Below are 24,837 nucleotides of genomic sequence, written 5' to 3'. Positions count from 1 at the left end.
CACCTATAAGCCCAGCGCTTTGAGATATTCGTCCATTTTCTTCTGCACTTCTTCAAGCTCGACATTTATTTCTCTTATGTTCTTCTGTACCGCTTCTATGTCAATGAACTCTTCTTGCTCGAAGGTATCAACGTAGCGGGGGATGTTGAGGTTGTAGTCGTTTTCCTTTATCTCTTCGAGAGTGGCAATGTGAGCAAACTTCGGGATGTCGTTTCTATCAAAGTAGGCCTTCGCTATCTCTTCAATATGCTTTTCTTTCAGGGTGTTCTTGTTCTTGGCCTTCTCGTAGTGGTCTTCTCCTGAGGCGTCGATGAAGATTACGTCGTTCCTGTCTCTGTTCTTCTTGAATACCATTATGCAAGCCGGAATCGATGTTCCGAAGAAGAGATTTGAAGGTAGCCCAATAACGGCATCCAGAAGGTTATTCTTGATCACCTGTTTCCTAATTCGCCCCTCTGAAGAGCCTCTGAATAGAACTCCATGAGGAGCAACTGCGGCTATCCTTCCCCGCTCGGACATGCTGTGAATCATGTGAAGCAGGAAGGCCCAATCACCTTTGCTGGCGGGAGGCACTCCCCAGTCGAAACGGTGATACTTGTCGCGTGCGGCTTCCATTGAGAACTTCTTCCCGTTTCCAGCGTTCTCACCGCCCGGATTGAAGCCCGAGGCCCACTTATCTTTCGAGAAGGGCATATTTGCAACGATGACATCGAAGAGCATAAGGTTACCGTTTTCGTCCAGATGGAGCGGATTGGCAAGAGTATCGCCCCAGGCGATCTTTGCGTCCAGGATCCTGTGTATATACATGTTCATCTTCGCCATCGAGAGGCTCGATCCATTGAGTTCCTGCCCGTAGATCTGGACCTTGTCCATTTCCGTTCCGGCTCTCTTTGCCGCGTGAATCAGTAAAGAGCCTGAACCGCATGTGGGATCGTATATCCTGTCATTAGGTTTTGGTTCAACAAGACGAGCCATTAGTTCAGAGACCGCCGTAGGAGTGAAGAAGCTTCCTGCCTTTTTTCCGGCTCTGCTGGCAAATTCGCCGATCATGTATTCATATGCGTCGCCTATGACATCTGCGGGAATTTGACTGGGTTTTGTCTCTATCTGTGAAGGGCGTAGATCGAGGTTTACAAAATCATCTAACAGTTCTCTCAGTATGGCGTTTCTATGAGGCTTGTTTCCCAGAAGACTCTCACTGTTGAAGTCTATGCTTCTGAAAACACCGTTGAGCTGCTCGAAGTTTTTATCTTCTATACCTCTCAAACAGGCGTTGATTAATTGGCCAAGGTCATCGCTGTTCTTGTTTTTGTAGAGGTAATCGAACTTGTGCTCATCGTCCATGACAACCGGAAGCCTTTTTAGTTGACGTTCTAGTCTTACATCGTCGTCATAATTGCTTTTGAGTTCTTCCAGTAACTCCGTGTGAGTATCGCTAAGATACTTCACAAAGAGAATCGAAAGAACGAAGTCTTTGTAGTTGGCCGCATCGATCGTGTCCCTGAAGGTGTCTGCTCCTCTCCATAATACGTTTTCGATGTCTTTTCTAGTCGTCATCTGCCTCTCCCCTCACTTAGTGCTCTGATATATATAGATTTTATGTGATCGCTTTCTTTTTCCGAAAGCCTCGAGAGCAAGTCCCGCTTTTGCTTGTTCAGAAACCAGAGTTCTCCAAGGATCTCCTGAGTCTTCAAATCCGGCAAGGGGATCAAGAACTCATTCAGCTCCTTCTTGCTTACCGAGTGCATTGTCATTCCTCTTTCCGTATAGTGTTTCAGAGCCTCTAGCCCTCTAAGCTCTAGATATCCAGCAAGAAATACTGGTACAACGCTTTGATGACAGCGAATAATCAACATGTTGCTTGAAACAACTACGTTGGAGACTTCACCCGTGACTAACGTTACAAAGTTAGGACTGACTCTCTTTATTAGTAAATCGTCCCGATGGACTAGGTTATGATCTCCGACCTCCGTTTCAAGGTTTACGGGTTCAAGCCTATCGAAGTCGTTCGAATCATCCAGATCAGCTGGGTTCACTATGTGATAAGTGAATTCCCCCGTCTTCTTACCTCTAGCCTCATTTATACCGATTATTACATCGGCGATTTCCTCGAGTTTTCTCTCAGTTATCCTCATTTGTAGCTCCCAAATAGAAACGAAATCGACGTAAGTTTTCAGCATGGATCAACGTAATCTATTATCGCTAATTTCTTACGCTCTCGGAGGTTGCACCAATCGACGCTCATCAGGCCCCTTTTGACAGAATCCTTTGTTAAAAATTTTTTACGGATTGACACTCATCAGAAAACAACCGACTGAGTGCTAAAATGAACTGATAGGTCTCAGGAAGCGACTGCCAATCTGTTATTAGTATAGCACAATCTAACTATGACTGAAGCAATATATAAATTGTAAGTATCTTACGACAATTCATCGCTTGACAAACTGTGTAAATAGTAGTATCATTCTTAATAGAAATCCTAGAGCTGGGGCTCCAGGATTTGAGAAACGAGTTTCGTGCAAATAAAACTGTCACTACAAGTGTACTGGATATCCTTCTCCAAATCACTCTCTTTCCACACACTTCTCCAGACTCAAATGAATCTCACCAGCATGAGACTCCTGAATAGGGAGTGGTTCAGACCAAGTAAACGTTTGAATATTGCTGAATAGGACCTAGATGTTTCGAGAGACTTTGAGTTTCCTGAAAAGAGTATTCTTTTCAAAGGAGGACTGTTGATGGCTGGTTTCATTGTAAAGATGTCGGTGCTGTTTCTCGTTTTTTTTGTTCTGTCGCTAATGTCAGGAATCCTGATGAATTTATTGCTCACTGCATTGATTTCGGGATTAATCTCGTTCGCCTTGACCTGGTTTCTTGGTCTCGAGAATTTCGTGTTTCGTTCGATCTTGATCATTCTTAGGTGCTTACTCAAAAAAGAGGTTAGGCTCTCTATCTCATATCTGTTTAGAATTAAGATTGATGACAGATACCTTCTTGTTCAAGGGAATAGAATCAACAAGCAATTTCAGCCAGTCGGAGGCGTCATTAAATATTACCCTGGAGCTACCTCAACGTTCACGAAGATGAACGCAAAAGACGATAATTGCATGCCAATTGATCAAGATAGCAAAGACGATCTGAGGATTCGAATTCCGGGATGGAAACTAAGGTATTTTCTTAAGTGGTTTTATGGCAGGGAAGATAGGGAGGTTACCGTTGAAAGAGAATTCCGCGAGGAGCTTCTCGAGTCTGGGATTCTTCCAAAGGAGCCTTTTCGGATATTGAAATTTCGGTATCTGAGGACAATAATGCTATACAAACCAAAGAAAATGTCAAAACTGAATCCCAAATCCAATGAATTCCTGTTGGCTGAAATATATGAGTTCCTACCTACAGATGAACAAGAAATCGCATTGAGAAGTACTATGAGCAACGAGAAAGATCATTATAAATGGTGTTCAGAGAATGAGATTGAGTCAGAGGGTGTAGAAATCAATTCACAAAGCGCCAAGATTTCGGAAAATAGCCTATGGATTCTGTGAGGAGTGATGAGTGTGCTGTATGAAGCTTATTTTGTTACTTCAAAACCTGTAATGGATGAATTACTCCAACGTATTGGAAATGAACTACAACTGCCGCAAACAAAAAGAGAAAAGGCAAGTCAGACCTATGATGCAATTTTCAATTTCCTTGATAGTGATGAAGATCTATTTCAGGGGAACGATATCGATGTCTTTCCGCAAGGCTCCTACAAAATAGGCACTACTGTAAAACCTTTGTCTGGTGAGGAGTATGATCTTGACATTGTGTTGAAGATAAAACAAATATGGCATTCCGATTTGAGCCCAAACGTTTTGCTTGATAAGCTTTACAGGAAATTCAGGGATAGTGATAGATACGCCAACATGGTAGAGAAAAAGCGAAGATGTGTTCGCATCAAGTATGTTGATGACTTTCATATGGACATTCTACCTGCTTACCCACTTGCGAATATTGAGTCAGAAAGACTGCGAGTTCCGGATAAGCAACTCAATCATTGGGTGCCATCTGCTCCAAGGCTATATGCAAAGTGGTTTGAAGATCGATGCATTAAACTGCAGAGAAAGATTATTGAGGTAGCTCAGCAGGAACCACTTCCTCACGACCTTCCGTTTGAAGTCAAACCCACTCTCAAACGTTCAGTACAACTCATAAAGAGACGAAGAGATTTCTATTTCTCAACGAAAAATGATGAAGCGCCTAGGAGTATAATTCTGACAACCTTGGCTGGTATGTACTATCAGGATAAGGGCTCTTTGTTTGATGATATGGGCCATATTCTTGACTCAATTCTTTCCAATGTGTGCAGTCTGCAGTCTCCTCCCGCTGTTTTTAATCCTATAGAAAACGGAGAAAACTTTGCAGAATCTTGGAAGGCTAATTCTGCTGAATTCAGGGCCTTTAAGGAATTTGTCTCTGATTTCGCGAATCGGTGGAAAACCCTTAGCTCTATTAGGGGAATCAATGATATATCTAGACATCTTGAAGAGATGTTTGGTGAGACTGAGACAAAAGAAGCTTTGACCAAATACTCTGAAGACATTCAGGCACTTAGGGAAGCGGAGCGTCTGACTATGGGAAACGCAACAGGTAATCTCAGTAGTGTGGGGGATTCTGAGCTGAATTCAACTACTGTGAGGAAGAATACATTCTTTGGAGAGAGCAGGTGAAGAAGAACATACTGAAACCCTTGACAATTATGGAGCAATACAGCCACCTGAAACAAACATTCCCAGGGTTCAAATGTATAGCTAAATGCGGTGAACTGAGAATAAGCGGGCAAATATCTCCCACAACGATTTCATCAACGTACACATTCACATTGAACTATCGTCTCCAATCACGCCCTAGAGTCCGAATTACTAAACCACAACTGGAGAAATCGGATGGGAGAAATCCTCCTCATTTGTTCTCTGATGGATCGCTCTGCCTATATTATCCGAAACACTATGAATGGAAACCAACTATGCTTATTGGTGAGACAATAATCCCCTGGACATCCCTATGGCTTTTCTATTATGAAGTCTGGATTGCTACAGGTACATGGTTTGGCAAGGGAGTACATCCAACTTCAAATAAGAAGAGAGACCGTACTCCCTTAAAGACCAAAGCCTTCCGTACCATAAGACCGGGTAGGTTTTCATGAAATACGGTTATCTAGTAACTGGTTTAAGCGTTCCAGAAGGCAGCAAAGACCACAAGAGCACCTATATTATGCGTAGTGGTCGCAAAGTAACACAGCATTATCTTCGAGCTTCTCGGAAAGCCCTCAAAGCGATAGGATGTTTATTGAAGACAGTTCTTGTTGTCGATGAGCAAGGTAACCCTTTTTTGGGTAACGAAACTCATTCAAGACGTCATGTGATTGTCTTTGGTGATGGCGAGGAATCGGACAACCTTTCTGAAAGGATCGCCGATGCATTCCAGGGAGCATTTCTACTCTCGATGGGTTCTCTACCTCACGAAGAGCCTTTTTACTTACTCAAGTTCCCTCTGAACTTAATAAACACTAAGAGCATTCTGCATCTTCAATCTCTTATGCGATATCATACGGTGAATATTGAGTACTTTGATCCGTTAAGCTTCGAGACAATTATGCATAACAGTCTGGCTATTGGCGAAGACAGACTCAGAAATGTCTTTCGTTTGGTACCGGTTTTGGTCTCCAGTGAAAAGCTTCTTCTGAGCGCGGGTTTCCTTGCAATGAGCCACAGAGACTTCTGTATGCCGAGAGGTACAGAAATACTGAGTGATCCTGATTTCGTGCCGCCCACCAGATTTGAGAAATGTGCCTTTGAAAATGCTCTTCATAATGCCTATAAGTCAGTTGAGGCGATAATTGGAGATCCACCAAAAAATGAAAAGAAGTTCCTTGGAAAGTTTGTAAATGCAGGGATTGATCCACTTAAGAAGATGAAGAAGTACGATAGTGGTACTGGGGATTTCGTTGAAAGGTCTTATTATGAGCTTGTAAGAAAGTTCAATAAGCTAAGGGATGACTATTCGGCCCACGGATCAACCAATCTTGAAAATAGAAAGATTACGATTATAGAATTGTGGAGTTATCAATCCCTCGCATGGAACATTTTCTGGACTGCCCTTGAGTTTCAGCAAAGAAAATTGAAGGAAGGCAATCCAACATAACCAAAGTACATGATCGTCTCTATGTTGGCTCTGAAGCGGATTGCTTCCATTCCAGACCGGGATGGGCTGTAGTTCATGCCTGCAAGCATCCATGTCACGTCATTGCAGTTGGGTACAAAGGTTCACTACCAAAGAACCACCCCAATTACCTGAGTCTTGAGAGAGGAGCTAATCTCTATCTGAACATCGTTGATCCAGATATTCCTCTTTTCATGCCACAGACCTTTGTTGATTTCATGAACTTCGCCAAGAAGCATTATAGCGAAGGCATGAATCTATTGATTCACTGCAACCTTGGTGAATCAAGAGCTCCCTCTCTGGCACTGCTTTTCATGGCTAAGGGTCTGCACGTGATCTCCGATAGAAGTTATGAAGAAGCACGAAAGGAGTTTCAGCTGATCTATCCCGAATACATGCCCGGCTTGGGTATCTCCACATATTTCACCGATAACTGGAACGAACTGGGAAAAGAAACCTGATTAATGCAAATTGCGTGGAGTTATCAGTAAGTGGTATGGGATGTTATGAGTGAAAGATCTCAACACAGCTATGTATGCTCCAATTTGATCGATAGTATATGTGATTCGCGAAATTGGTATGTGGCATCTGCTAATAAACATTCGAGACAATTCTGGACTAAGAAATAGAACCTCTTGAAATGGTGATTGTCAGTCGGGAAAGCAGCCATTTCGGCAGTATACTTACGTGAGGAGGTGAAAAAACGGCGGACAAGACGAAATTCGAAAGATTCAAGAAGTGGTTTACTGAGCAGAGGGAATATCTAAGCATAGTTAGAGACCCGGATTATCAAGGTTCCCCAGACAGGATTCTTCTGACAATAATTGGAATAAGCAGAAAGAATCTGAAACCGTATACTGAAGATCTTTTCTCTCTTTTTAGAGATAATCAGGAATTCTCAGAACTAGTTAATGGCATTCAGGCTTACCTTGAGTTCCAGGATATTCTGGACATCTCTATTAATGCTCAACTGGATTTCAAACCAAGGACCGCTGCTGAGATCCTGCGAATGCATGTATGGAACAGGCATTACTGCTTCCATGAGAGTCTCTTGTATTTGCGCGACAGCATATCGTCATGGCTGGACGGGAATATGCTCGCTTCCTTGGCATTGTTGAGACCATTTCTGGAGCTTTCTGTCTTGCACATATACCGACATGTAACTGCTGACAAGAATGGGCACGAAAAGCATCTCGAGTGGGTTCATGGAAAGAAGAACAAACCTAACTTTCATGCAATGGTTGACTTGAGTATAGAACACATGGCAGCGGCAGAATTCTGCAATACTGAAAGGCTGAATCTGTTGAAAGAATCACTTAAAAAGGCATTCAAAAGCCTCTGCGCTTACAATCACTCTCCTCAACTCGACGAAAGCATTTCGACTATGAACAAAGGAAATCTCTCGATCTCAGCTGAAAGTGTTCTCTTCTACCTGGCTGTGGCCAGTTCTGTCCTTAGGCAGGTAATTTTCCTGTTCGTTCTGGCGTACCCTACTTCATTGTTTCCGGTAGACAAGTACAGGAAGTGGGGTGTAAGTCCACCCGTAGGTCTCTATTTTGATGAGTATAACTATGCCGCAATTAGAGAGTTCTTAGGGGCAGAAAACATTGAAACGCTTAAGCTTCAGCTTGAGAATTGTGATGACGTTGTTGATCTCATGAGCTTCTACAATTCTTGCGAAGATCTTCCAGAGGAAACACTTAACGAGCTATGGGCAGACTTCTGCGAGCAAACCAAAATGCAAATGAACACAGGCATAACGGACAGAAAGGCGCGGATTCTCCTCTCAAAGGCTGTGATAAGAGCATTAAATTGGGGATCAAGTTACACAGAGAAAGATATCGAGGGAAGGATGAACAACGACACTCTGGAATCCCTTATGGCCTCCTGGAGCAAACTGAAAGATTGGTGAGACCGTCTCTCTTCTTCGGATTGTCAACACAGTTATTTCTATGTTTATTTTCTAGAAGTCACTGTAGAATCCGGATGTGAGTTTTCGTCTTCATACAGTGAGTGTTATCTTTCATGTTGCGTATGAAAGACTCCTGTTACTCCTCTCGGTGTTTTGGGTTGAAATGTTCTTTTCTGGGTCGCTAGCTATTAAACACTGGTTAGGTAACAGGGAATTTCAAGAGGTTGACATCTGTCTTTTCCTGCATCAAGGGATCTTCAACGACGTGATAAAACTGTCTGCAACGATTTCTGAGTGTTTAAGTGGTCTGCAGAGAATGCTGTAACTAAGTTCTTGCTTTCAGTAAATTACTGGCGGCTAATGGAGCAATAGATCAACTGGGTGCCTAGGTTGGTTGTATTTCGTCCAGTCTGTGAATAATCGACTGTAGTAAGACTTTGTTGAAACAGTGGTTTCTTGTTATGATATATCGTAAACGTTTACGTATTATCCAGAAAGCAATAGCAGACTATTAGTGATATCTATGTCCCAAACGTTTACTGAGAATATCTTCGAGCTGAAAAGGAGGGGTCAAAGTGAAAAAGTTCTTGTTACTGTTTCTAGTTTCTGCGCTTCTTGTTGTTACTGCGGTATCTGCAGAGATCACTTTTTGGAAGTTTACTGACACATACGCAGATGCTACAATTCAGAGATTTGTTGATCTCTGGAATGAAGAAAACCCGGACAAGAAAGTGGTATTTGAGACTTTCCCCTGGGGAGACTACACTGGGACTAAACTCACCACTGCCTTTGCAACTGGCGAAGGACCTGATGTTTTCTTCATAAGTCCAGGTGATTTTCTCAGATACGTCAATGCTGGAATTGCTCTGCCGCTCAGTGAATACTTGACTGCAGATATCATTTCGGACTTCTTGCCCGAGACGATTGAGGCTGTAACTGTTGGAGGGGAAATATATGCCCTTCCACTTGAAATGGAGCCAGTAGCTTTGTTTTACAACAAGACTGCTTTCGAAGAGAAGGGGATCGCCCAGCCTCAAGATTGGGCGGAGTTGACGGAAATTGCAGCAAAACTTACAACTCCCAACCGCCACGGAATCATCGTTGAAGTTGTACCTGGCTACTATCAGAACTTCACATGGTATCCGTTCCTGTGGACTGCGGGTGGAGACGTCGTAGACGAAAACTGGGAGAAATCGACATTCGATTCAGAGGGCGCCGTTGCTGCTCTTGATCTTTGGGGATCATTTGTCAAAGAAGAGTTGGCTCCGTCCTCGCTTCCAGCTGGAGCAAATGATATTGGTATATTCGGAAACGGGCTTGCCGACATGATCGTCTGTGGATTCTGGGGCGTCAAGCAATTACAGACAGAATTCCCTGAATTCGACTTTGGAGTATTTCCAATTCCTCCTTACGAAAAGGGAGGAGAGAGCATCAGCGTATATGGTGGTTGGAAGATGATGCTAAATGCCAGAGGAGAGAACACAGACATAGCCGCCGAGTTTGCCAAATGGCTGGTAGCAGAGCAGATAGACTTCCCGCTTGACTGGTGCACAGTAACTAATAGTAAGTTCTCACCCAGATACTCTGTTCTCGATGCAGGAGAAGTGTTCTACAGTACTCCACCAAATGATGTATTTCTGGAGATTCTGAAGACGTCGAAGTCGGAGCCGACATTCACTCCGGAAATGGTTAAGGCCGTATCAGACGCTTTGCAAGCCGTTATGTTTGCAGGCATGGATCCCAAGGCTGCTGCAAAAGGGGCTTCTGCGGCTATCGATGCATATCTTAGTAGATACACAGGTGGAGTTCCCGGAAAGTAAGTGAATTTTCTTGGCCCGGGATTGAATCCCGGGCTGGTTTTTCGGGAGGATTGCTGTGAATAGAAAAAATCGGGAAAGACTGGTTGGATACACTTTTATAGGTCCAGACATAACTGGACTGATAATTTTCGCGATTGTCCCTGCTATTGTAGCTCTTGTAATAAGCTTCTTTTCTTGGAATGGCTTAAGTGATATGCTCTTTGTCGGTCTGGACAATTACAGGACAATGTTTCAAGACCCACAGTGGCGAAACAGTATCCTTGTGACTCTAAAGTACTCGGTCTTCTTTGTTCCGTTGAACTTCGTATTTGCTCTTCTCTTGGCAATGCTTGTTCAGAAGCCGGGGCCTGGAATAGGGCTTTTCAGGGCCATTTTCTTTGCGCCCACCGCCATGTCTATGGTTGCGGTTTCTTTCGTCTGGAAATACATGTTTCAGCCTTATGGTTTCGTCAACTACTTTCTGTCATTCTTTGGAATAACTAGACAACCACTTCTTGGCTCTATGTCTCAAGCTCTTTACAGCATTGCTGTGGTTAGTCTATACATGAGTGTTGGCTACTACATGGTAATCTTTCTTGCAGGCCTGAACGAGATTTCGAATGAATACTATGAAGCTGCTGAAATAGATGGTGCGTCAGGTGTACAGAAGTTCTTTAACATTACTCTTCCTCTGTTGAAACCAACTGTCGCTTTTGTTCTCGTAATGACTTTTTTGCAGAGCTTCCAGGTTTTCGATCAGATATACATCCTTACAGGGGGAGGTCCATTCTACAGTACTTCAACAGCGGCATTCTACATCTATTACACTGCTTTTAACATGTACCAGTTCGGTTACTCATCGGCTCAGGCTTTCACGCTATTTGCGATTCTTCTTGGAGTATCTTATTTCATGCTGAGAGCACTGAGAGGCGGTAACGTCTCCACAGGATCGTGAGGGGGTAATTATGAAGACCAGAAGAGTGAAGGGAATTCTGAGGTATTTTTTGCTAGTGATTCTAGCGATGTTCTTCCTCTTTCCAATCTATTGGATGTTCGTGAGTTCTCTGAAGTCACCTAGCGAGATCTTCGCTTTCCCGCCGAAACTAATCCCCGAGAACCCGGTGTGGTCAAACTATACAAAGGTATTTTCGCAAGTACCTTTCGCCAGATATATGCTAAACACTTTCTTTGTTGCCTCCGTTGTTACTATAGTTGCACTTCTTCTTCACTCAATGGCCGCATATTCACTGGCGAGACTCAATTATCGAGGCAGAAATTTTCTATTTATTCTTGTGATCAGTACTCTGATGATTCCGTTTTCTGCAATCCTAATCCCGCTGTTTCTTATTGTGAGAAACTTCGGCTGGATCGACTCTTACAGAGGGCTTATAATACCGGCTATTCCTCACGCTTTCGGGATTTTCTTTTTGAGGCAGTTCTATCTGGGGTTCCCTAGAGAACTGGAAGAAGCGGCAATAATTGACGGAAGCGGATTGGTGAGGGTTTTCTTCAAGATCGTACTGCCGCTCTCAAAGCCCGTGCTCTCAGCACTTGCGGTCTTCTTTTTCCTTGCAAACTGGAATTCATTCATGTGGCCGCTTGTGATAATTAATTCGCCGGAAATGAGGACAGTGCAACTGGGAATCGCCCAGTATGGTGGAGAGTATAATAATCCATGGGCTATTCAACTGGCTGCTTGCACGGTAGCTCTTATTCCCACTTTGATAGTATTTGTGGTATTGCAGAAACAGTTAATGCAGAGCATAAAAATGACCGGAATGAAACTCTGATTGGAGGAGGAATCGTTGGCGCGAAGGGTTACCATAAAAGCAATTGCCGAAGAACTGGGTGTCTCGGTAGCTTCTGTTTCAAGAGCTCTTAACGGGAAGGGTGAAGTTGGTCAGACTCTGGAGAAGAGAATTTTGCAGAAGGCAGATGAACTTGGATATATAGCCAACTATTCTGCCAGGAGCCTCAAGCATCAGAAGACAAATCTTATAGGCGTGCTGGTTCCGGACACATTCAACCCATTCTTTGCACATTTTGTGACAAAGATAGAAGAGCTTCTTTATGATTCTGGATATGAGATACTGCTTTCTACGACAAGGGAGTCTCTTGAGAAGGAACGTGAGTATCTTGAGATAATGGTCTCCAAGAACGTTACCGGTATCCTTGCAGCGCCTGTGGATAGAACCGGTAATGTTTCAATCTACAAGAGGGTGAAAGGGATGGATATCCCTATAGTCTTCTTTGATCGAAACGTTGAAGGGCTTGGTGTAAGTCAGGTGAATGTGGACAACAGAAGCGCAGTCTACATGATAGTTAGATACTTGTACCGTAAGGGTCATAGAAGAATTGCTTTTGTAGAGAGTGTTCCCAACACGTCAATGGGAGAAGAGAGATTAGCTGGCTACAGAGAGGCAATGAAGGATTTTGGTCTCAGTAAAGAATTCACCCTCGAAAGATTCGGATTATTCATAGAAAAGGATGTCAAGTCCCAAACTATTGAAATCCTCTCTCATAGACCAACGGCACTCATAACCGGTAACCTTGTCATAACAAAGGCTTTTCTTCAGGCATTGAAAACCCTTCGGGTAGAGATTCCACAAGAACTTTCGTTTGTTTCCTTTGACGACATTGAATGGCTTGAAGTAACGTCTCCGCCAATTACTGCATTCCGACAGCCTATCGAGTCCTTGGCGATGAACGCCGTGGCACTTTTGAAAAGAGAGATGAAGAACAATGAATCAAACTCTCAAATCGTAGTCGTCGAAGGTGAATTGATAATTCGTGATTCAGTTAATGATCTCTCTTCAGAAAAGCAAGGAGGTTGATTTCATGATAAGAGTAGCGGTACTCCTATTAAGCGTGGTGTTGATTTGCTCGTTTCTCCTTGCCACATCTCTTAAGGATGTTTCAGAACTGGAAATGGTAGCAAAGCTTACAGGCCCCAACGCAATCAACAACACGCTCAAGTATGACGTCTTCGGAACCGATCTTGGTCACAGTTTCAACGATGGTGAGATCACATTCTTTGTTTTTGGTGACACTTTTGGAATCAACAACACAAACTGGCGCAAGAATGTTATGGCATTCACCACCGACCAAGATCCAAGTGACGGTATCATTTTTGAAGGGTTCATAACAGGTGATGGAGGTTCGACATACGAATTTTCCGAAAACAAAATCAAACTCAATGTCGGAAAAGGAGCCGATTTATGGTCTAGTGTTGATCTCGCGCCGAAACTTCTGAAATCGCAGCTACCCGGAGGATGGTCAATAGAAACAAGAATCGAAAGCAACTCTGCTCCTGTTGGAGCAACGAATTTGTGTGGATTACTTTTCTTCAGCGGAATGCGGAGTTGGATTATGTGGGGCCATTTGGGCAACAAGAGAATGGAAGCTAGCGGAATCATCGGAGGAGAATTCGTTAAAATCGCTGAAGTGAATTCCTTATATCCATACCTGAGAATTGAAAACAGGTTATTCTCCAATGTTTACGTCTTCAGCTACAGCCAGGATGGAAAGAACTGGATTGAAGCGGGCACTTTCGATGACAAAGAGGGCTTTCTGAATTCGGCAAGGTATGGGATTGGCGCAAAAGAGTGGGGCACTTCCGACTATGAAGTGATCTTTGCGGATATTACCGAGAATTCTGTGAACTTTGCAGCGCAAGAGCTTCGCGAAGCCTTCTACTGGGGAGGACCAGAAGAATCTTCCGGAGCAGCAAAAGAACTGATTCATTCAATGCCCGGAAATATTACCGCGATTCCTACTAACGGAGTAGCGGTGAACTCCAAACTGTATATCCACTATATGATGGTCAACCGCTGGGGAGAACCGGGGAGATGGAACACGAGCTATTCTGGACTGGCGGTTTCAGAGAACGGCGGACAGACCTGGGAAATACTTGACTCAGTGAAATGGAGTTCGGAGAGTAACTTTGCCCAGGTAGGCATTGCGAAGGCATCCCAATGGCTAAAGATTCCTGATGGATGTGACGTGAACAGTGATACTTTATTCTTCTTTGGCATCCCTAGCGGAAGGTTCGGTGGAGTCAAATTAATGAAAGTGAATGGCGAAGAAATAGAGAAAATTGGTGCGTATGAATACTTCTCAGGCTTAGATAACTCAGGAATTCCTCAGTGGTCAGGAAAAGAAGAAGACGCAGCGATAATTATTGAGGCTCCAGTTGGCGAATGTTCTGCAATGTACAATCACTTCCTCGGGAAGTGGATAATAACTTATTTGAATGAGCACAGTCACGATCTTGAGATAAGAGAATCTGCCAATCCATGGGGGCCCTGGAGTAAACCATATCAGCTTGTTTCTTCCAGGGAGTATCCGGGCTTGTACGGGGCCTTTTTGAATCCTCTGTTAGTTGAAAACGAAGGAGAGTACATTTACTTCATTATGTCATTATGGATGCCATACAACGTCTATTTAATGAAAGCCAGATTAGTCAGATAGGAGGTTTAGGATGGACTTTTCTAGTGGAACTCTTAGAAACCTGATGACACTAAAAGATGCAAGGAGAGGAAGAATATCATCTTACGATGAAAGCGGCGGCAACAGGGACTGGAAAGCAATAGCAGCAGGAGAGACATTGGTTCTGGGAGAAATTGAAGGACCAGGAGTTGTCAGCCATATTTGGATGACATTCAGGTCTACTGAGAAGCACTTCTTGCGCAAGGGCATACTCCGGGTCTTCTGGGATGACGAAAGTGCGCCAAGTGTTGAGACTCCAATAGGGGATTTTTTCGGTGCCGGTCATGGGAAGACAGTTAACTTCTCTTCGCTGCCCATACAAATGTCGCCCGAAGATGGTCGTGGATTCAACTGCTTCTTTCCTATGCCATTCAGAAAAAGGGCACGGATAGAGATTACTAATGAGAATTCTTCCCAAGATCTTGTTGCCTATTACTATATTGATTACGAACTCTGGCCAAAGTTGCCAGAGAACATAGCTTACTTCCATGCGCAATGGCGAAGAAAGCAGGGCGTTTCGAGAGATGAAAGTGTTCTGGTGAAGACACTTGCTCCCAATAATCTAAAGGATTTTGCTCTGGAGCCGTTTGTAGCGAACAACATCTTCGAGTTTCAAGGCCAGAACAAGACCGGCAGGAACAACTACGTCGTTCTTGATGCTCAAGGCAAAGGTCATTACGTCGGTTGCTTCTTCTATGTTCATAACATGCGAGAGACAGATCAGTGGGATTGGTACGGAGAAGGCGACGACATGATTTTCATCGATGACGATTCGTGGCCGCCTTCCCTCCACGGTACGGGCACTGAAGATTACTTCAGTATGGCCTGGTGTCCATCTCAGAGATATGCGTCAGATTACTTTGGACTGGTACTTCCGGGAGATAGCAACTGGAAGGGTTACATGAGCATGTACAGATTTCATATAGAGGATCCGATTTATTTCAGCAAGTCGTTGAAAGTAACCATAGAAAAGGGGCATAACAACAATCGCTTTGACGACTATTCATCTGTTGCTTTCTGGTACCAGGCAGAACCTCACAAAAGTTTCGAATCACTGCTGCCACCTGAAGATAGGTTGCCCTATGCTGATTAGGAGTGAATTAATCCGACGATCACTCGATCTGTGAGCGATTTTCGGTGCTGTCCGAATTCATTGACTGCGATTCCCCAGAAGCAAGCAGAAGCGTCAAGTTGCTGCTCCCGTTTTCCTGTAAAGAAATTCGATAAGCGCGTTCTTTTGGAATGACTATTATTAGTACTAGCAACTGAAAACAGCATTTCTTGAACCCATTAGAATCGTTTCATGGAGTTCTGTCTCTTCTTTGACTCCGCTGTGATAGTTGTCGGCCATTTCAGTGCGGTAGTTGCTTCGGGAAGGCGAATGCCCTGAGGAGAAGAAAGGCGAAGGCTTGAGGAAGTGGTTTCCTCAGCAAAAAAAGAACAAATAAATAGAGAACAAATAAATAGGGTCAGACTCCATTTTTCACTGCTATGTGAGTAATTGCAATCGCCGCCAGCTCTATCGTTACCTGCGTTTTTACCGGCTTTATCCTCAAATTGTGGGGACACTGTCCGCACAATTGAAAACCATGCTGCCTGCGGACTTACATGGAATTGAAAAAGTGTAAATAAACGAAATAAACGGGTCAGACTCCATTTTTCACCGCTGCGAACACTACAAGAAGATGGTTGAGAAATCGAAAGCAGAAACAGGTATCTCCCAAGAAGCCTGTGCAAAGCATTTTAGAATGTATTCAATGGAAGGCCTTAGCAAGAAAAAATGAACATTCGAGTGTCGAAAACAAACCAACCGCACGACTTTAGAAAAGAAGGAATGATGGGTGTATAATTTACACACGATGTGTAACGGTGGTGAAGCCATGGAAAATATCAGAGAAACTAAGGAAAGGCATAACATCATGTTGAAACCCTCATCGTGGAAGATACTCAAAGAGTTGAAAAAAGTTCAGGGCAGAAGTGCCAGCGAAATCATAGAGCATGCTTTGTGGAACCTTATAAAAACAGAAGGATATAATTCTATGTACTTCAAGATAATGGCAACAACTGAACCATGTGATCCACAAGAAAACGAAGAGCTAACGAGAATACTAGATCAGATGACAGAAGAAGATCTAAAAGTAGTCAGAAGATATGAACTACATCGTTGAACTCACAAACGCGGCCGACAAGCAACTTGAAAAACTGGACCAGAAGCAGCAAGACAGGAAAAACGATACTTTACTAGATCTTTGTGAGTTCTATGATGGTTCGTCGAACAAGAAACCAGACATTAAGCCTCTTACTGGGAAGTATAATGGCCTTCTTCGATTGAGAGTCGGCAGTTATAGAGTAATATTTCAATTGAAAGGCGGTCAATTTCTGGTGCTCGTAATTCAGATAGTCAGAAGTGGAGACGCTTACAGATAAGATCAAATGTGTTCTTCTTTCTATCTTCTTATTAGCCTTCAGCCGGTCTTTGTTCTTAAGCTCACAGCGGATCTTCTTGACGCTTCTGATCTAAGTCCCCGCTTGAGCGGGGTGGCGTCATGCTCCTGCCGACGGGGAGTGTGCTCTTAAGATCGGTCGAGTTCAGTCTACACTAGATCTTCTTCTTCACTTCTCTCTTCATAGCCCTGCTGATTACGAGGAATATTATCAGAAAAGCTAGACCTGTTAGGACGGCTATGCTCCTGGAATAGCTAATAAATAAGTCTCCTAAGAAAAAGCCGCCCGCCAGAAACAGAATTGTGCATATCAGGTCTCCGACTGCGAACAGAGAGATAGCGGTCGCTTTCGGTGAATCGCTGAATCCGGCGAACACGGGCACATATTTCCCTATTAGGGGAATCACTTTCGAGAATAGGTAGAAGAGTCGCGGTGAAGAGAGAAAAAGGCCTGTTCCCAGAACCAGAAAACGCTTTAGCCAAGATACACTTTTTGAGCTGGAGTAATTGCCGCTGACTGCATTTCTGAAGTAATTACCCACCAGAATAAACAGAATATCGGTGGAGAGCAGAGAGAGAATGGACAAGAGTATAACGGGTACCGGTTTAAGTATGCCTGCGGCTATGAGTATCCCGCCCGACACGATAAAGACCGGAATGCCAGACTGATCTATTACTGTACCAAAGAAGACAACCAAGTATCCATACTCTCTCAAAAGCTCCAGGGCTCTATCCATATCAATGTCAACAGCAGTTGCAGAGGAGATCACATAAGATACAGGTGGCACAAGCAGCGGCAGTAGTTCCCACGTCTTTCTTGTTGACGTAGGCACCGCCCACTTTCCAGACCTGATCTCTTTGTTTGAGTGTTTCGTTGTTTGGATCTACAGACCTCAGTTCATTCCAGGTATTCGAAGCCTCGGTTTGGCTACCTAGCTTTTCGTACTGGATAGCTAGAAAAGCCAGATAGTTCGGCTCTCTGGAACCCACTTGCATAGCTTTCTTGATATATGTTATCGCTTCAGCGTGATTACCAAGTTCGGCGTGGCTAAAGGCCAGTTGAGCGAATATCCAATCGTCTTGTCCACCATTCCTGATTGCGGTTTCTAAGTCCTCAATCGCTTTCGAGTGGTTGTTCTGGCTGCTTTGCGCAATTCCTCTTATTCCGAACGCTTCATATCTCGAGCTGTCGATAGCTATCGCTTGCGTGCAGTATTCGATGGTTTTCCCCCAGAGCCTTTGAGAGTATGATTCGGTTGCGTTGGCGATCAGAATATCGTAATTCTGGGAAGCCCTGTCACTGTAATGATAACTTCTTTCCGTATGGACTCCCGAATCGTATTCCTCGCGTTTTTCCGGAGTCCCGAGGACTTCGTAGGCTTCATTTATCTCTTTCATCTTCTGTTCTGCGAGTTCACGAAGCGGATTGTTGGAATGTTTGTCGGGATGATAAAGACTTACGAGTTCACGATAACGTTTCCGAATTTCAGACTGAGTTGCATCTGGCTTTACGCCGAGCACCTCGTAATAATTGGCCATTCTCAGCCCTCCTTATCGAATTTCTCTTTCGCTATCTCAAGACTGTTCATCACAGTATTCATTGCGCTTGATACGATCTCTCTATAATAAGTGTCCAGTGAAGGTTTTCCTTGAAGATATATGGCCTTCAACGAAGACTCCACGCCATTCTCGACTAAACCTATCATGTCTTCACGGTTCTGACCCTGTAAGAGGTTGAAAGACCCTTTAGCTACGTCAGAATGAAAGTCTTCCAGCGCATCGACAAGGTACATGATTTTCAGCATATTTATGGAAATAGATTCGCTGCGTTCTGAGTTTCCATTAGCAGGGAAGAATTCAGCGGTCAATCTTCCCCCGAACTCTATGAATTTGCTTAGCCTGTCCAAAGGATTAAGCTTTGGATCTCGTTCGACTTCCAGCGCGGCTAAGCACTCTGATTTCAGATCGGAAATCGATATCTCCCTCTCCGCAAGTTTCCTCTCGGATAGTCTGAAGACCTTGCCAAGGATCTTCAAGAAGATCCTGTTTCTTATAGTAATCTCATTGTCAAACTCCTTGTCCCATAGGGCTATAAGGATCATCAATACAGAAAGATCAGACAATGGATCAAAGTAAGCCTCATACCCTGCCAATACTTCAACTTTCTTGGGTTGTATAATACAGCTCTTTTTTATTACCTTTTCTTCATCGATCGAAGGCAGAAAACCTGACTGAATCGAGAAGAAAATCGGATCATGCTGCAAAAGCATTGAAGCCCTTGTTCCGTATAGCCTCTTGAGATTATGGCAGAGCGTGCAGTAGATAACCTGATACTGTCTTCTCGCTTCGGGCGAAATCGAGTTCCCCGGTTTGAAATATCCAAGCATACGTACCTCGTTTTAGATCACTGCTTTTTTTACCTGTTCAGGCTTCATTTGATTCTCTTGTTACTGCTGTGGGCATCTCTGTGGAATCTTCAGATGCCCAAGGAATATATTATCTCACAGGTGTTACTGCTTCTTCACGCTGATCTACAGACTTTACCCTATCTCGTTTGTAGTCCACTGCCAGCCTTGCCGTGAGTACTAGTATCCTATAAACATACTCGATTACCTGTGAAAGCTTTACGAACTTGCAAAACCTAGAAACATTGAGACCTTGTCTGGCTGAAGACACCTCTCTGTGACAAAGCTTCCTCCAGATTCGCAAAGAACTTCTTGCAAGCAAGATATATCTTTGGGTAGTTCCTTCTCGTAAGATTGATACTGTCTCTTATCGTTGATACTCGAATGTCACTCAGATTATTCAACCACTTATCGAAAAGATCATCAAGTTCCCTTTCTTCTGCATCATCGACTGCTAGATAGTTCTTCCGAATAATTATGACTGCGAGAGCCTTTATGGTCTTAATTATCGAAGATTAAATAGGGTCAGACTCCATTTTTCAGACTAAACGAGAAATAGAAAACAAAAAATCTGCGAGATTATTCCTAAGGACAGAAAAAAAGTCAAGCAGGGCTCTTCATCTGCTCCTCCCTAGAGGATACCTAATACAAAAAGATTATGCCACTATGGTTCACATGTAAGCCATCTAAGTTCATCGTTGAAGAACGAGATACGGAAACACGTACAAAATGATGAAATGCCGCTCTTTCATGCCAGCAGTATGCAACAGCTCTCCACATCATACGGATTTACAGGACGGAGCATCAACGCAATGGAAAGAAACGGAATTCCGAAGCACTAAGGATTGGAAACTACTTCCGATATCGGGAGTAACTTCTGCCCCCGGAAGTACTTTTTCTCGTATGCAGAGTTCACCTTCTAGCCACGGGCCTTGTAGAATGAATCGAATCCAACCGCTGCCAGAATTACAAGTCCTTTGAACACATATTGAACATAGAGATCTATCCCAATCAGGTTGAACGCATTGGTTATCATCGTCAGCAACAACGCCCCGATGAGAGTTCTTACGACTGAACCTTCTCCCCCAGACACACTTGTACCACCGATTACCGCAGAAGCTATCGCATCCAGCTCATAGCCCTGGCCGGCAAGAGGTGTAACTGAAAGCAGCCTTGAGGCGTAGACGATTCCTGACATTGCAGCCATTACTCCTCCGGCAACGAAGGTCAGGGTTATGTAGAAGTCGACTTTGATTCCTGAGAGTCTTGCCGCCTCTTTGTTGCCGCCGATGGCACAGGAGTACCGGCCGAATTTCGTCTTGACAAGAATGAACTGACCGAGAGCTACTAGGATCAGCAGCAAAATTATTGGAAAGGGAATCGGCCCTATGTAGCCGTTGCCGATGAAAGCAAACCCTTCTGAATCGACATAGAGAGGATAGCCGCCCGTATACATATAAACGATCCCTCTTATAATCGTCATAGTCCCCAGAGTGGCAATGATTGGCGGGATATGGATTTTCGAGCTAAGGAATCCATTTACCGCTCCAAAGGCGGCACCAACAAGCAAAACAACAATCACTGCGAGGAACCAGTGCATAGAAGATTGCAGTCCAACCGCCATAGCGGCGGAAAGAGCCAGCAGTGATCCGACCGAGATGTCGAACCCGCCGCCGATAATGACAAAGGTGGAGCCGATAGCCATTATGCCGATTATCGAGCTCTGCCTGAATATGTTTATGATATTTCTCCAAGACAGAAAATTGGGTGTCATAAGCGAGATGACCAGCGCCAACACAAAGAATGCTATGATGATTTTGTACTTTCCCAGAAAGCTTACCAACCTCGACTTAACAGCGGGTCCTGACATTCAACTCACCACCTGATTATCTAGATGCTCTTGTTTTCCGCTCAACGCCTTCTTCAGGATCTCGTCCTGGCGAGCTCCGCGTTTGAATTCTCCCACGACCTCTCCATCTGCAATTACAAGGATTCTGTCGGATACTCTCTGAACTTCCGGCACTTCCGAGGAAATGAAGATAACGGAGAAGCCGTTCTCGGCAAGCTCTCTCACAATCGAGTAAATCTCACTCTTTGCCTTCACATCGATTCCCTGTGTCGCCTCGTCCATGATCAGCAATTTTGGGCTGGTCAGCAGCCACTTTGCGATTACGACTTTCTGCTGGTTGCCTCCGCTGAGAAACTTCGTCTGCTGATGTATCGAAGCAAGTCGGATATTAAGCCTTTCCCTGTATTCATTCGCCTTGACATACTCTCTCTTTGTCAGGATCAATCCGGGTGTCACAGTGAAATCGCTTATCGCAGGGAGAGTAATATTCTTGAAGACCTCGAAAAGCATTATGAGGCCATCGGATTTCCTGTCTTCTGGGATCAGCGCTATCCCTGCATTTATGGCATCTACCGGCGAGCTCAGATTCACTCTCTTGCCCTCGACAGTTATCTCGCCGCTGTCTGCTTTCTCGGCGCCGAAAATCGCCCTGGCCAGCTCTGTTTTTCCCGAGCCGGTGAGACCGGTAATTCCAAGCACTTCACCGGGATAGACTTCGAATGAGATATCCCTGACTCTAGGCAACTTTTGAACGTTCTTCACAGATATGACGGGTGGAAGATCGTAGTTTGCAGAGCTCGAAATATCTTCGATATCATGAAAGACTTCACCGACCATTAAATTGACGATTTCTTCTCTGTCAGTTTCAGCAGTATTCAGAGTGGAGACCTTTCTGCCGTCTCTGAGGACTGTAATTCTATCTGTAATTCTGAAGACCTCTTCCAGGATATGTGTGATATACAGAATCGAGATTCCCCTGCTTTTAAGTTGCGAGATTATCTTGAAGAGATGATCCGACTCTTCCTTCGAAAGCGAGGCCGTCGGCTCATCCATAATCACTACCCTCGAATTCCTGGAAAGTGCCTTCATGATTTCCACAACCTTCTGCTGTGCCACCCCGAGCCTGAATATCTTCTCGTCCGGTGAGAGATCAAATCCATACGATTCACAAAGGCTGCGAAATCTCTTTCTCATATTCTTCTCTGAAAGCAGGCCCGAGACCTGCATCTCGTCACCGAGGAATATGTTCTGCTCGACAGTGAATTTGGGAATGAGGCTCCTCTCCTGATAGATAACACTTATTCCCTGCCTGAAAGATTCCGTTGGAGATGAGAAGCTTGTTTCCTTCCCGTCGTAGAGAATAGTCCCGGCATCTTTCTGATAAGCTCCGACAATGCATTTTGTGAGCGTCGACTTTCCCGATCCGTTCTCTCCCAGAAGAGCGTGGACCTCCCCCTCTCTCACGTCCATGTCTACCCTGTCAAGAGCCTGAACACCGGGAAAGCTCTTGGATAATTCCTTCACTTCTAGAATGAGTCTAGAGCCGGTAGTATCTCTATTCAACTAAATCACCCACATACTCGAGAATCTTATCGCTTATGTGCCTTATATCCCACGAGAGAACAAACCCATCATGGCCTTTTCTAAGAGTTGCCTCTACATAATTCCCGACTTCGTCCAGTCCGACCGAACATACAGGTGGAATATTGACCGCCTCAAAGCCTGGGAAGATCCTGGTTACCGGATTGAGATTCATCTGGTCGATCTTATTCAGCTCGAGTACATAGTTCTTCTGATCGATGCCGCTCATTCTTATTTCTTCAAAGCTTTCAGGCAACAGAAGGCCGGTCAGCTCTCCGATAATCTCAAGCGCTTCTCTCTCCGAAAGCCGCAAGGCGTGATCCACGAGAATTTGCGCCAGAGAGAGAAGTTCCATCGGAAGTCCGGCCGGCCCCATTGTTTTGCAGTAAATCATCGGCTTCATCCAATCCACATGCCTGGATATTCTCTCGTAATCCTGCGAAACGATATTTCTAAGAGAAGGGGAGAAAAGATCCACGCCCACTTCAAGGCCCACGTTTTTCGCCCTGTCGGAATATTGAGTTAGCAGCTGGAGCACCGATGACCTTCTGAACTCGAGAAATTCCCCGGTAATTATGTAAAACTCTTTGAGAGTTTCAAGTACTTCGTCCATTCCCCTCTTCGAACCGAGCTTTCTTAAAAAACCGTGAATTGCCTCCTCAAAGGCTGAACCCGTTGCGCTCGATCTCTCTTTGCAGGTGTCGCAGAAGCAGGTAAGCATCTCTCCTATCCCGTTGGCCGGCGAAGGAAAACGGATCCTGTCGAGAAAGACACCGTCGAAGTCGGCAAGACCAAGGATTTCTTCGAAGCGGCTTAGAAAGGCCTCCTCCTGACTTATCTTGTTGGGGCAAAGAAATTCAAACTCCTCACCGCCGGCCTTTTGGGATTCCAGTATCTCCGACCGGCCGCTTTCTATCGTTCTGACTATCTTGAAGGCGTCCGTATCGAAATCTACTGGCGTGTCTGCCAGCATGGGATACCAGAGATGCGGAGAGACCCCGACGTCTCTGCAAATCGAGACAAGCGGGGAAAGATATTCGGGCCGGACCGACCAGATAATGAGCTTCTCAAGTCCTGCCTTCTTTGCCTTCGAAAGTTTCTCTGTAAGGCTTCCTGAATTATCCCTGGACAGCTCCTCGTTAAAGAACAGCTGTGAGAGGATATTGATCTTACCTGCTTCAGACATCAGCGACCTCCTATCGTATTTCTCTTACATTTCCGGTTCGAAATCGGCCACGTTATCCTTTGTAACCATTACTTGCTGGATCTCGATGAACTTTGGCACTTCCTGGCCGGTCAGGTATAGATGGGCGGCCTCAACTGCTTTGTAGCCTTCTTCAATAACCGAGAAATACGTGGAAGCGTAAACGTCTCCGGCTTCAATGTAAGGAACGAGCTCTTTCGCATACTCCAGGCCCAAAACCACTACGTCGGTGATTCCTCTCTCCTTGAGCGCCATCGATGCCGCTATGGCTCCCGACCACCACTGGCAGGCAATGACGTCGACATTTCTGCCGCTCTGGAGGAAAGCCTCCATGAACGCAAGCGTTCCTTCCTTTGTCCAGCCGTCGATAGGGCGCTTCTCAATTATGCTCCAGGAAGGATTTCTTTCAGCAACGGAGAGAAAACCCTCTTCTCTCATTCTCTGGGCAGTTGTACCTGGATTACCTTCTATAAGAATTATGTCGATGTCGGCGTTCCCAAAGAGCTTCTCGACAAATTCTGCCTGGACAACGCCTGATCCTATCTCAGAACGACCTATGTGGCTAATGACACCCGGATACTTGCCTTCAGGATCTGTTCCGATGCTGTTTGTGAATGTTATCAATGGAATTCCGGCTTCGTCGCAGCGAGTTACCGCCGTTCGAAGGGCCATGTTATCCGCCGCGCAAAGTAGCACGAGATCTACACCTCTTGCAATGAAGTTCTCAACCTGAGACAGTTGCTTGCCTGCATCCCATTCTGCGTCCGCATAGATCAGGTTCAGTCCAAACTCCTTAGCGGCCGCATCCAACCCTACTCTCTGGACGCTGAAGAATTCAACGGTTCCGGGAAGCAAAACTGCAACGTCCGTCCCAAATAGAATTCCTGCCGTTAGAACGAAGATCAAAGCCAGTAGAACAGTAATCTTTCTCATAAGTACCTCCTCTTGTAGTTT

Annotated in this window: 23 protein-coding genes and 1 pseudogene; 15 read left to right on the top strand and 9 right to left on the bottom strand. The window is 44.6% G+C overall.

From position 1 onward, the window contains the following. Positions 1-3 precede the first annotated feature (3 nt). Positions 4-1,557: a type I restriction-modification system subunit M gene (locus tag V512_RS10000; RefSeq protein ID WP_099830329.1), complete on the bottom strand. Its 1,554-nt coding sequence runs from the start codon at positions 1,555-1,557 to the stop codon at positions 4-6. Next, complete coding sequence (locus V512_RS09995) at positions 1,554-2,135, bottom strand: restriction endonuclease subunit S (RefSeq protein ID WP_099830328.1); 582 nt, start codon at positions 2,133-2,135, stop codon at positions 1,554-1,556. The genes V512_RS10000 and V512_RS09995 overlap by 4 nt, the downstream gene beginning before the upstream one ends. A gap of 603 nt (positions 2,136-2,738) precedes the next feature. Here V512_RS09995 and V512_RS09990 point away from each other — a divergent pair. From V512_RS09990 to V512_RS09920, 15 genes and pseudogenes are all read left to right on the top strand, one after another. Next, positions 2,739-3,542, top strand: a complete 804-nt coding sequence (locus V512_RS09990; protein WP_099830327.1) for a hypothetical protein — start codon at positions 2,739-2,741, stop codon at positions 3,540-3,542. Between the two features lie 12 nt (positions 3,543-3,554). After that, positions 3,555-4,709 carry a nucleotidyltransferase gene (locus tag V512_RS09985; RefSeq protein WP_099830326.1) on the top strand — a complete coding sequence of 385 codons (1,155 nt, stop codon included), beginning with the start codon at positions 3,555-3,557 and terminating at the stop codon, positions 4,707-4,709. Continuing rightward, the gene (locus V512_RS09980) at positions 4,706-5,185 is read left to right on the top strand and encodes a hypothetical protein (protein ID WP_099830325.1); all 480 of its coding nucleotides are present in this window, start codon (positions 4,706-4,708) and stop codon (positions 5,183-5,185) included. Before V512_RS09985 ends, V512_RS09980 begins: the two co-directional genes overlap by 4 nt. A gap of 143 nt (positions 5,186-5,328) precedes the next feature. After that, on the top strand, positions 5,329-6,183 hold the full coding sequence (locus V512_RS09975) for a hypothetical protein (RefSeq protein WP_099830324.1): 855 nt from the start codon (positions 5,329-5,331) through the stop codon (positions 6,181-6,183). Between the two features lie 269 nt (positions 6,184-6,452). Continuing rightward, on the top strand, positions 6,453-6,662 hold the full coding sequence (locus tag V512_RS15115; RefSeq protein ID WP_243392376.1) for a hypothetical protein: 210 nt from the start codon (positions 6,453-6,455) through the stop codon (positions 6,660-6,662). 548 nt (positions 6,663-7,210) lie between these two features. Continuing rightward, positions 7,211-8,113, top strand: coding sequence for a hypothetical protein (locus V512_RS09965; RefSeq protein ID WP_102819138.1), 903 nt, complete (start codon positions 7,211-7,213; stop codon positions 8,111-8,113). A 575-nt stretch (positions 8,114-8,688) separates the two neighbouring features. Continuing rightward, the gene (locus V512_RS09960) at positions 8,689-9,933 is read left to right on the top strand and encodes an ABC transporter substrate-binding protein (protein ID WP_099830321.1); all 1,245 of its coding nucleotides are present in this window, start codon (positions 8,689-8,691) and stop codon (positions 9,931-9,933) included. Between the two features lie 55 nt (positions 9,934-9,988). Next, a complete protein-coding gene (locus tag V512_RS09955; RefSeq protein ID WP_099830320.1) occupies positions 9,989-10,867 on the top strand; it encodes a sugar ABC transporter permease in 879 nt (292 codons plus the stop codon). Positions 10,868-10,877: 10 nt separating this feature from the next. After that, positions 10,878-11,702 (top strand): carbohydrate ABC transporter permease, encoded by an 825-nt coding sequence (locus V512_RS09950; RefSeq protein ID WP_099830319.1) that lies wholly within the window; start codon positions 10,878-10,880, stop codon positions 11,700-11,702. Positions 11,703-11,717: 15 nt separating this feature from the next. After that, the gene (locus V512_RS09945) at positions 11,718-12,746 is read left to right on the top strand and encodes a LacI family DNA-binding transcriptional regulator (RefSeq protein ID WP_099830318.1); all 1,029 of its coding nucleotides are present in this window, start codon (positions 11,718-11,720) and stop codon (positions 12,744-12,746) included. A gap of 4 nt (positions 12,747-12,750) precedes the next feature. After that, the gene (locus tag V512_RS09940; RefSeq protein ID WP_243392375.1) at positions 12,751-14,382 is read left to right on the top strand and encodes a DUF4185 domain-containing protein; all 1,632 of its coding nucleotides are present in this window, start codon (positions 12,751-12,753) and stop codon (positions 14,380-14,382) included. 10 nt (positions 14,383-14,392) lie between these two features. Continuing rightward, the gene (locus V512_RS09935) at positions 14,393-15,493 is read left to right on the top strand and encodes a glycoside hydrolase family 172 protein (RefSeq protein WP_099830316.1); all 1,101 of its coding nucleotides are present in this window, start codon (positions 14,393-14,395) and stop codon (positions 15,491-15,493) included. Between the two features lie 400 nt (positions 15,494-15,893). Next, a pseudogene (locus V512_RS15390) lies at positions 15,894-15,998 on the top strand (cytoplasmic protein); the annotation flags it as partial. 282 nt (positions 15,999-16,280) lie between these two features. Beyond that, positions 16,281-16,568 (top strand): hypothetical protein, encoded by a 288-nt coding sequence (locus tag V512_RS09925; protein WP_099830315.1) that lies wholly within the window; start codon positions 16,281-16,283, stop codon positions 16,566-16,568. Then, entirely contained in the window at positions 16,552-16,827 is a 276-nt protein-coding gene (locus V512_RS09920) for a type II toxin-antitoxin system RelE/ParE family toxin (RefSeq protein ID WP_099830314.1), read from the top strand. The genes V512_RS09925 and V512_RS09920 overlap by 17 nt, the downstream gene beginning before the upstream one ends. A gap of 172 nt (positions 16,828-16,999) precedes the next feature. Here the strand turns inward: V512_RS09920 and V512_RS09915 are convergent, their stop codons facing one another. The 7 genes from V512_RS09915 to V512_RS09880 form a co-directional block, all read right to left on the bottom strand. Continuing rightward, on the bottom strand, positions 17,000-17,581 hold the full coding sequence (locus V512_RS09915; RefSeq protein WP_133117339.1) for a hypothetical protein: 582 nt from the start codon (positions 17,579-17,581) through the stop codon (positions 17,000-17,002). Between the two features lie 7 nt (positions 17,582-17,588). Beyond that, positions 17,589-18,383, bottom strand: a complete 795-nt coding sequence (locus tag V512_RS09910) for a J domain-containing protein (RefSeq protein ID WP_099830312.1) — start codon at positions 18,381-18,383, stop codon at positions 17,589-17,591. A 2-nt stretch (positions 18,384-18,385) separates the two neighbouring features. After that, positions 18,386-19,231: a DUF5685 family protein gene (locus tag V512_RS09905; protein WP_099830311.1), complete on the bottom strand. Its 846-nt coding sequence runs from the start codon at positions 19,229-19,231 to the stop codon at positions 18,386-18,388. 937 nt (positions 19,232-20,168) lie between these two features. Next, positions 20,169-21,119, bottom strand: coding sequence for an ABC transporter permease (locus tag V512_RS09895; protein ID WP_099830309.1), 951 nt, complete (start codon positions 21,117-21,119; stop codon positions 20,169-20,171). Next, positions 21,120-22,661: a sugar ABC transporter ATP-binding protein gene (locus V512_RS09890; protein WP_243392374.1), complete on the bottom strand. Its 1,542-nt coding sequence runs from the start codon at positions 22,659-22,661 to the stop codon at positions 21,120-21,122. After that, positions 22,654-23,865 (bottom strand): hypothetical protein, encoded by a 1,212-nt coding sequence (locus V512_RS14645; RefSeq protein ID WP_099830308.1) that lies wholly within the window; start codon positions 23,863-23,865, stop codon positions 22,654-22,656. Before V512_RS14645 ends, V512_RS09890 begins: the two co-directional genes overlap by 8 nt. 24 nt (positions 23,866-23,889) lie before the next feature. Further along, positions 23,890-24,816 (bottom strand): sugar ABC transporter substrate-binding protein, encoded by a 927-nt coding sequence (locus V512_RS09880; RefSeq protein WP_099830307.1) that lies wholly within the window; start codon positions 24,814-24,816, stop codon positions 23,890-23,892. Positions 24,817-24,837: the final 21 nt, after the last annotated feature.

The sequence above is a fragment of the Mesotoga sp. Brook.08.105.5.1 genome (assembly GCF_002752635.1).
Taxonomy (GTDB): domain Bacteria; phylum Thermotogota; class Thermotogae; order Petrotogales; family Kosmotogaceae; genus Mesotoga.
This window is presented reverse-complemented; position numbering and strand designations above follow the sequence as displayed.

What these genes read in the sequence shown, in the direction of transcription:
- V512_RS09935 (WP_099830316.1), top strand. Translation starts at nt 14,393, where the DNA reads ATGGACTTTTCTAGTGGAACTCTTAGAAACCTGATGACACTAAAAGAT.
- V512_RS09925 (WP_099830315.1), top strand. Translation starts at nt 16,281, where the DNA reads ATGGAAAATATCAGAGAAACTAAGGAAAGGCATAACATCATGTTGAAA.
- V512_RS14645 (WP_099830308.1), bottom strand. Translation starts at nt 23,865, where the DNA reads ATGTCTGAAGCAGGTAAGATCAATATCCTCTCACAGCTGTTCTTTAAC.
- V512_RS09905 (WP_099830311.1), bottom strand. Translation starts at nt 19,231, where the DNA reads ATGCTTGGATATTTCAAACCGGGGAACTCGATTTCGCCCGAAGCGAGA.
- V512_RS09995 (WP_099830328.1), bottom strand. Translation starts at nt 2,135, where the DNA reads ATGAGGATAACTGAGAGAAAACTCGAGGAAATCGCCGATGTAATAATC.
- V512_RS09880 (WP_099830307.1), bottom strand. Translation starts at nt 24,816, where the DNA reads ATGAGAAAGATTACTGTTCTACTGGCTTTGATCTTCGTTCTAACGGCA.
- V512_RS15115 (WP_243392376.1), top strand. Translation starts at nt 6,453, where the DNA reads ATGAATCTATTGATTCACTGCAACCTTGGTGAATCAAGAGCTCCCTCT.
- V512_RS09915 (WP_133117339.1), bottom strand. Translation starts at nt 17,581, where the DNA reads ATGGATAGAGCCCTGGAGCTTTTGAGAGAGTATGGATACTTGGTTGTC.
- V512_RS10000 (WP_099830329.1), bottom strand. Translation starts at nt 1,557, where the DNA reads ATGACGACTAGAAAAGACATCGAAAACGTATTATGGAGAGGAGCAGAC.
- V512_RS09910 (WP_099830312.1), bottom strand. Translation starts at nt 18,383, where the DNA reads ATGGCCAATTATTACGAGGTGCTCGGCGTAAAGCCAGATGCAACTCAG.
- V512_RS09895 (WP_099830309.1), bottom strand. Translation starts at nt 21,119, where the DNA reads ATGTCAGGACCCGCTGTTAAGTCGAGGTTGGTAAGCTTTCTGGGAAAG.
- V512_RS09990 (WP_099830327.1), top strand. Translation starts at nt 2,739, where the DNA reads ATGGCTGGTTTCATTGTAAAGATGTCGGTGCTGTTTCTCGTTTTTTTT.
- V512_RS09950 (WP_099830319.1), top strand. Translation starts at nt 10,878, where the DNA reads ATGAAGACCAGAAGAGTGAAGGGAATTCTGAGGTATTTTTTGCTAGTG.
- V512_RS09965 (WP_102819138.1), top strand. Translation starts at nt 7,211, where the DNA reads ATGCATGTATGGAACAGGCATTACTGCTTCCATGAGAGTCTCTTGTAT.
- V512_RS09920 (WP_099830314.1), top strand. Translation starts at nt 16,552, where the DNA reads ATGAACTACATCGTTGAACTCACAAACGCGGCCGACAAGCAACTTGAA.
- V512_RS09940 (WP_243392375.1), top strand. Translation starts at nt 12,751, where the DNA reads ATGATAAGAGTAGCGGTACTCCTATTAAGCGTGGTGTTGATTTGCTCG.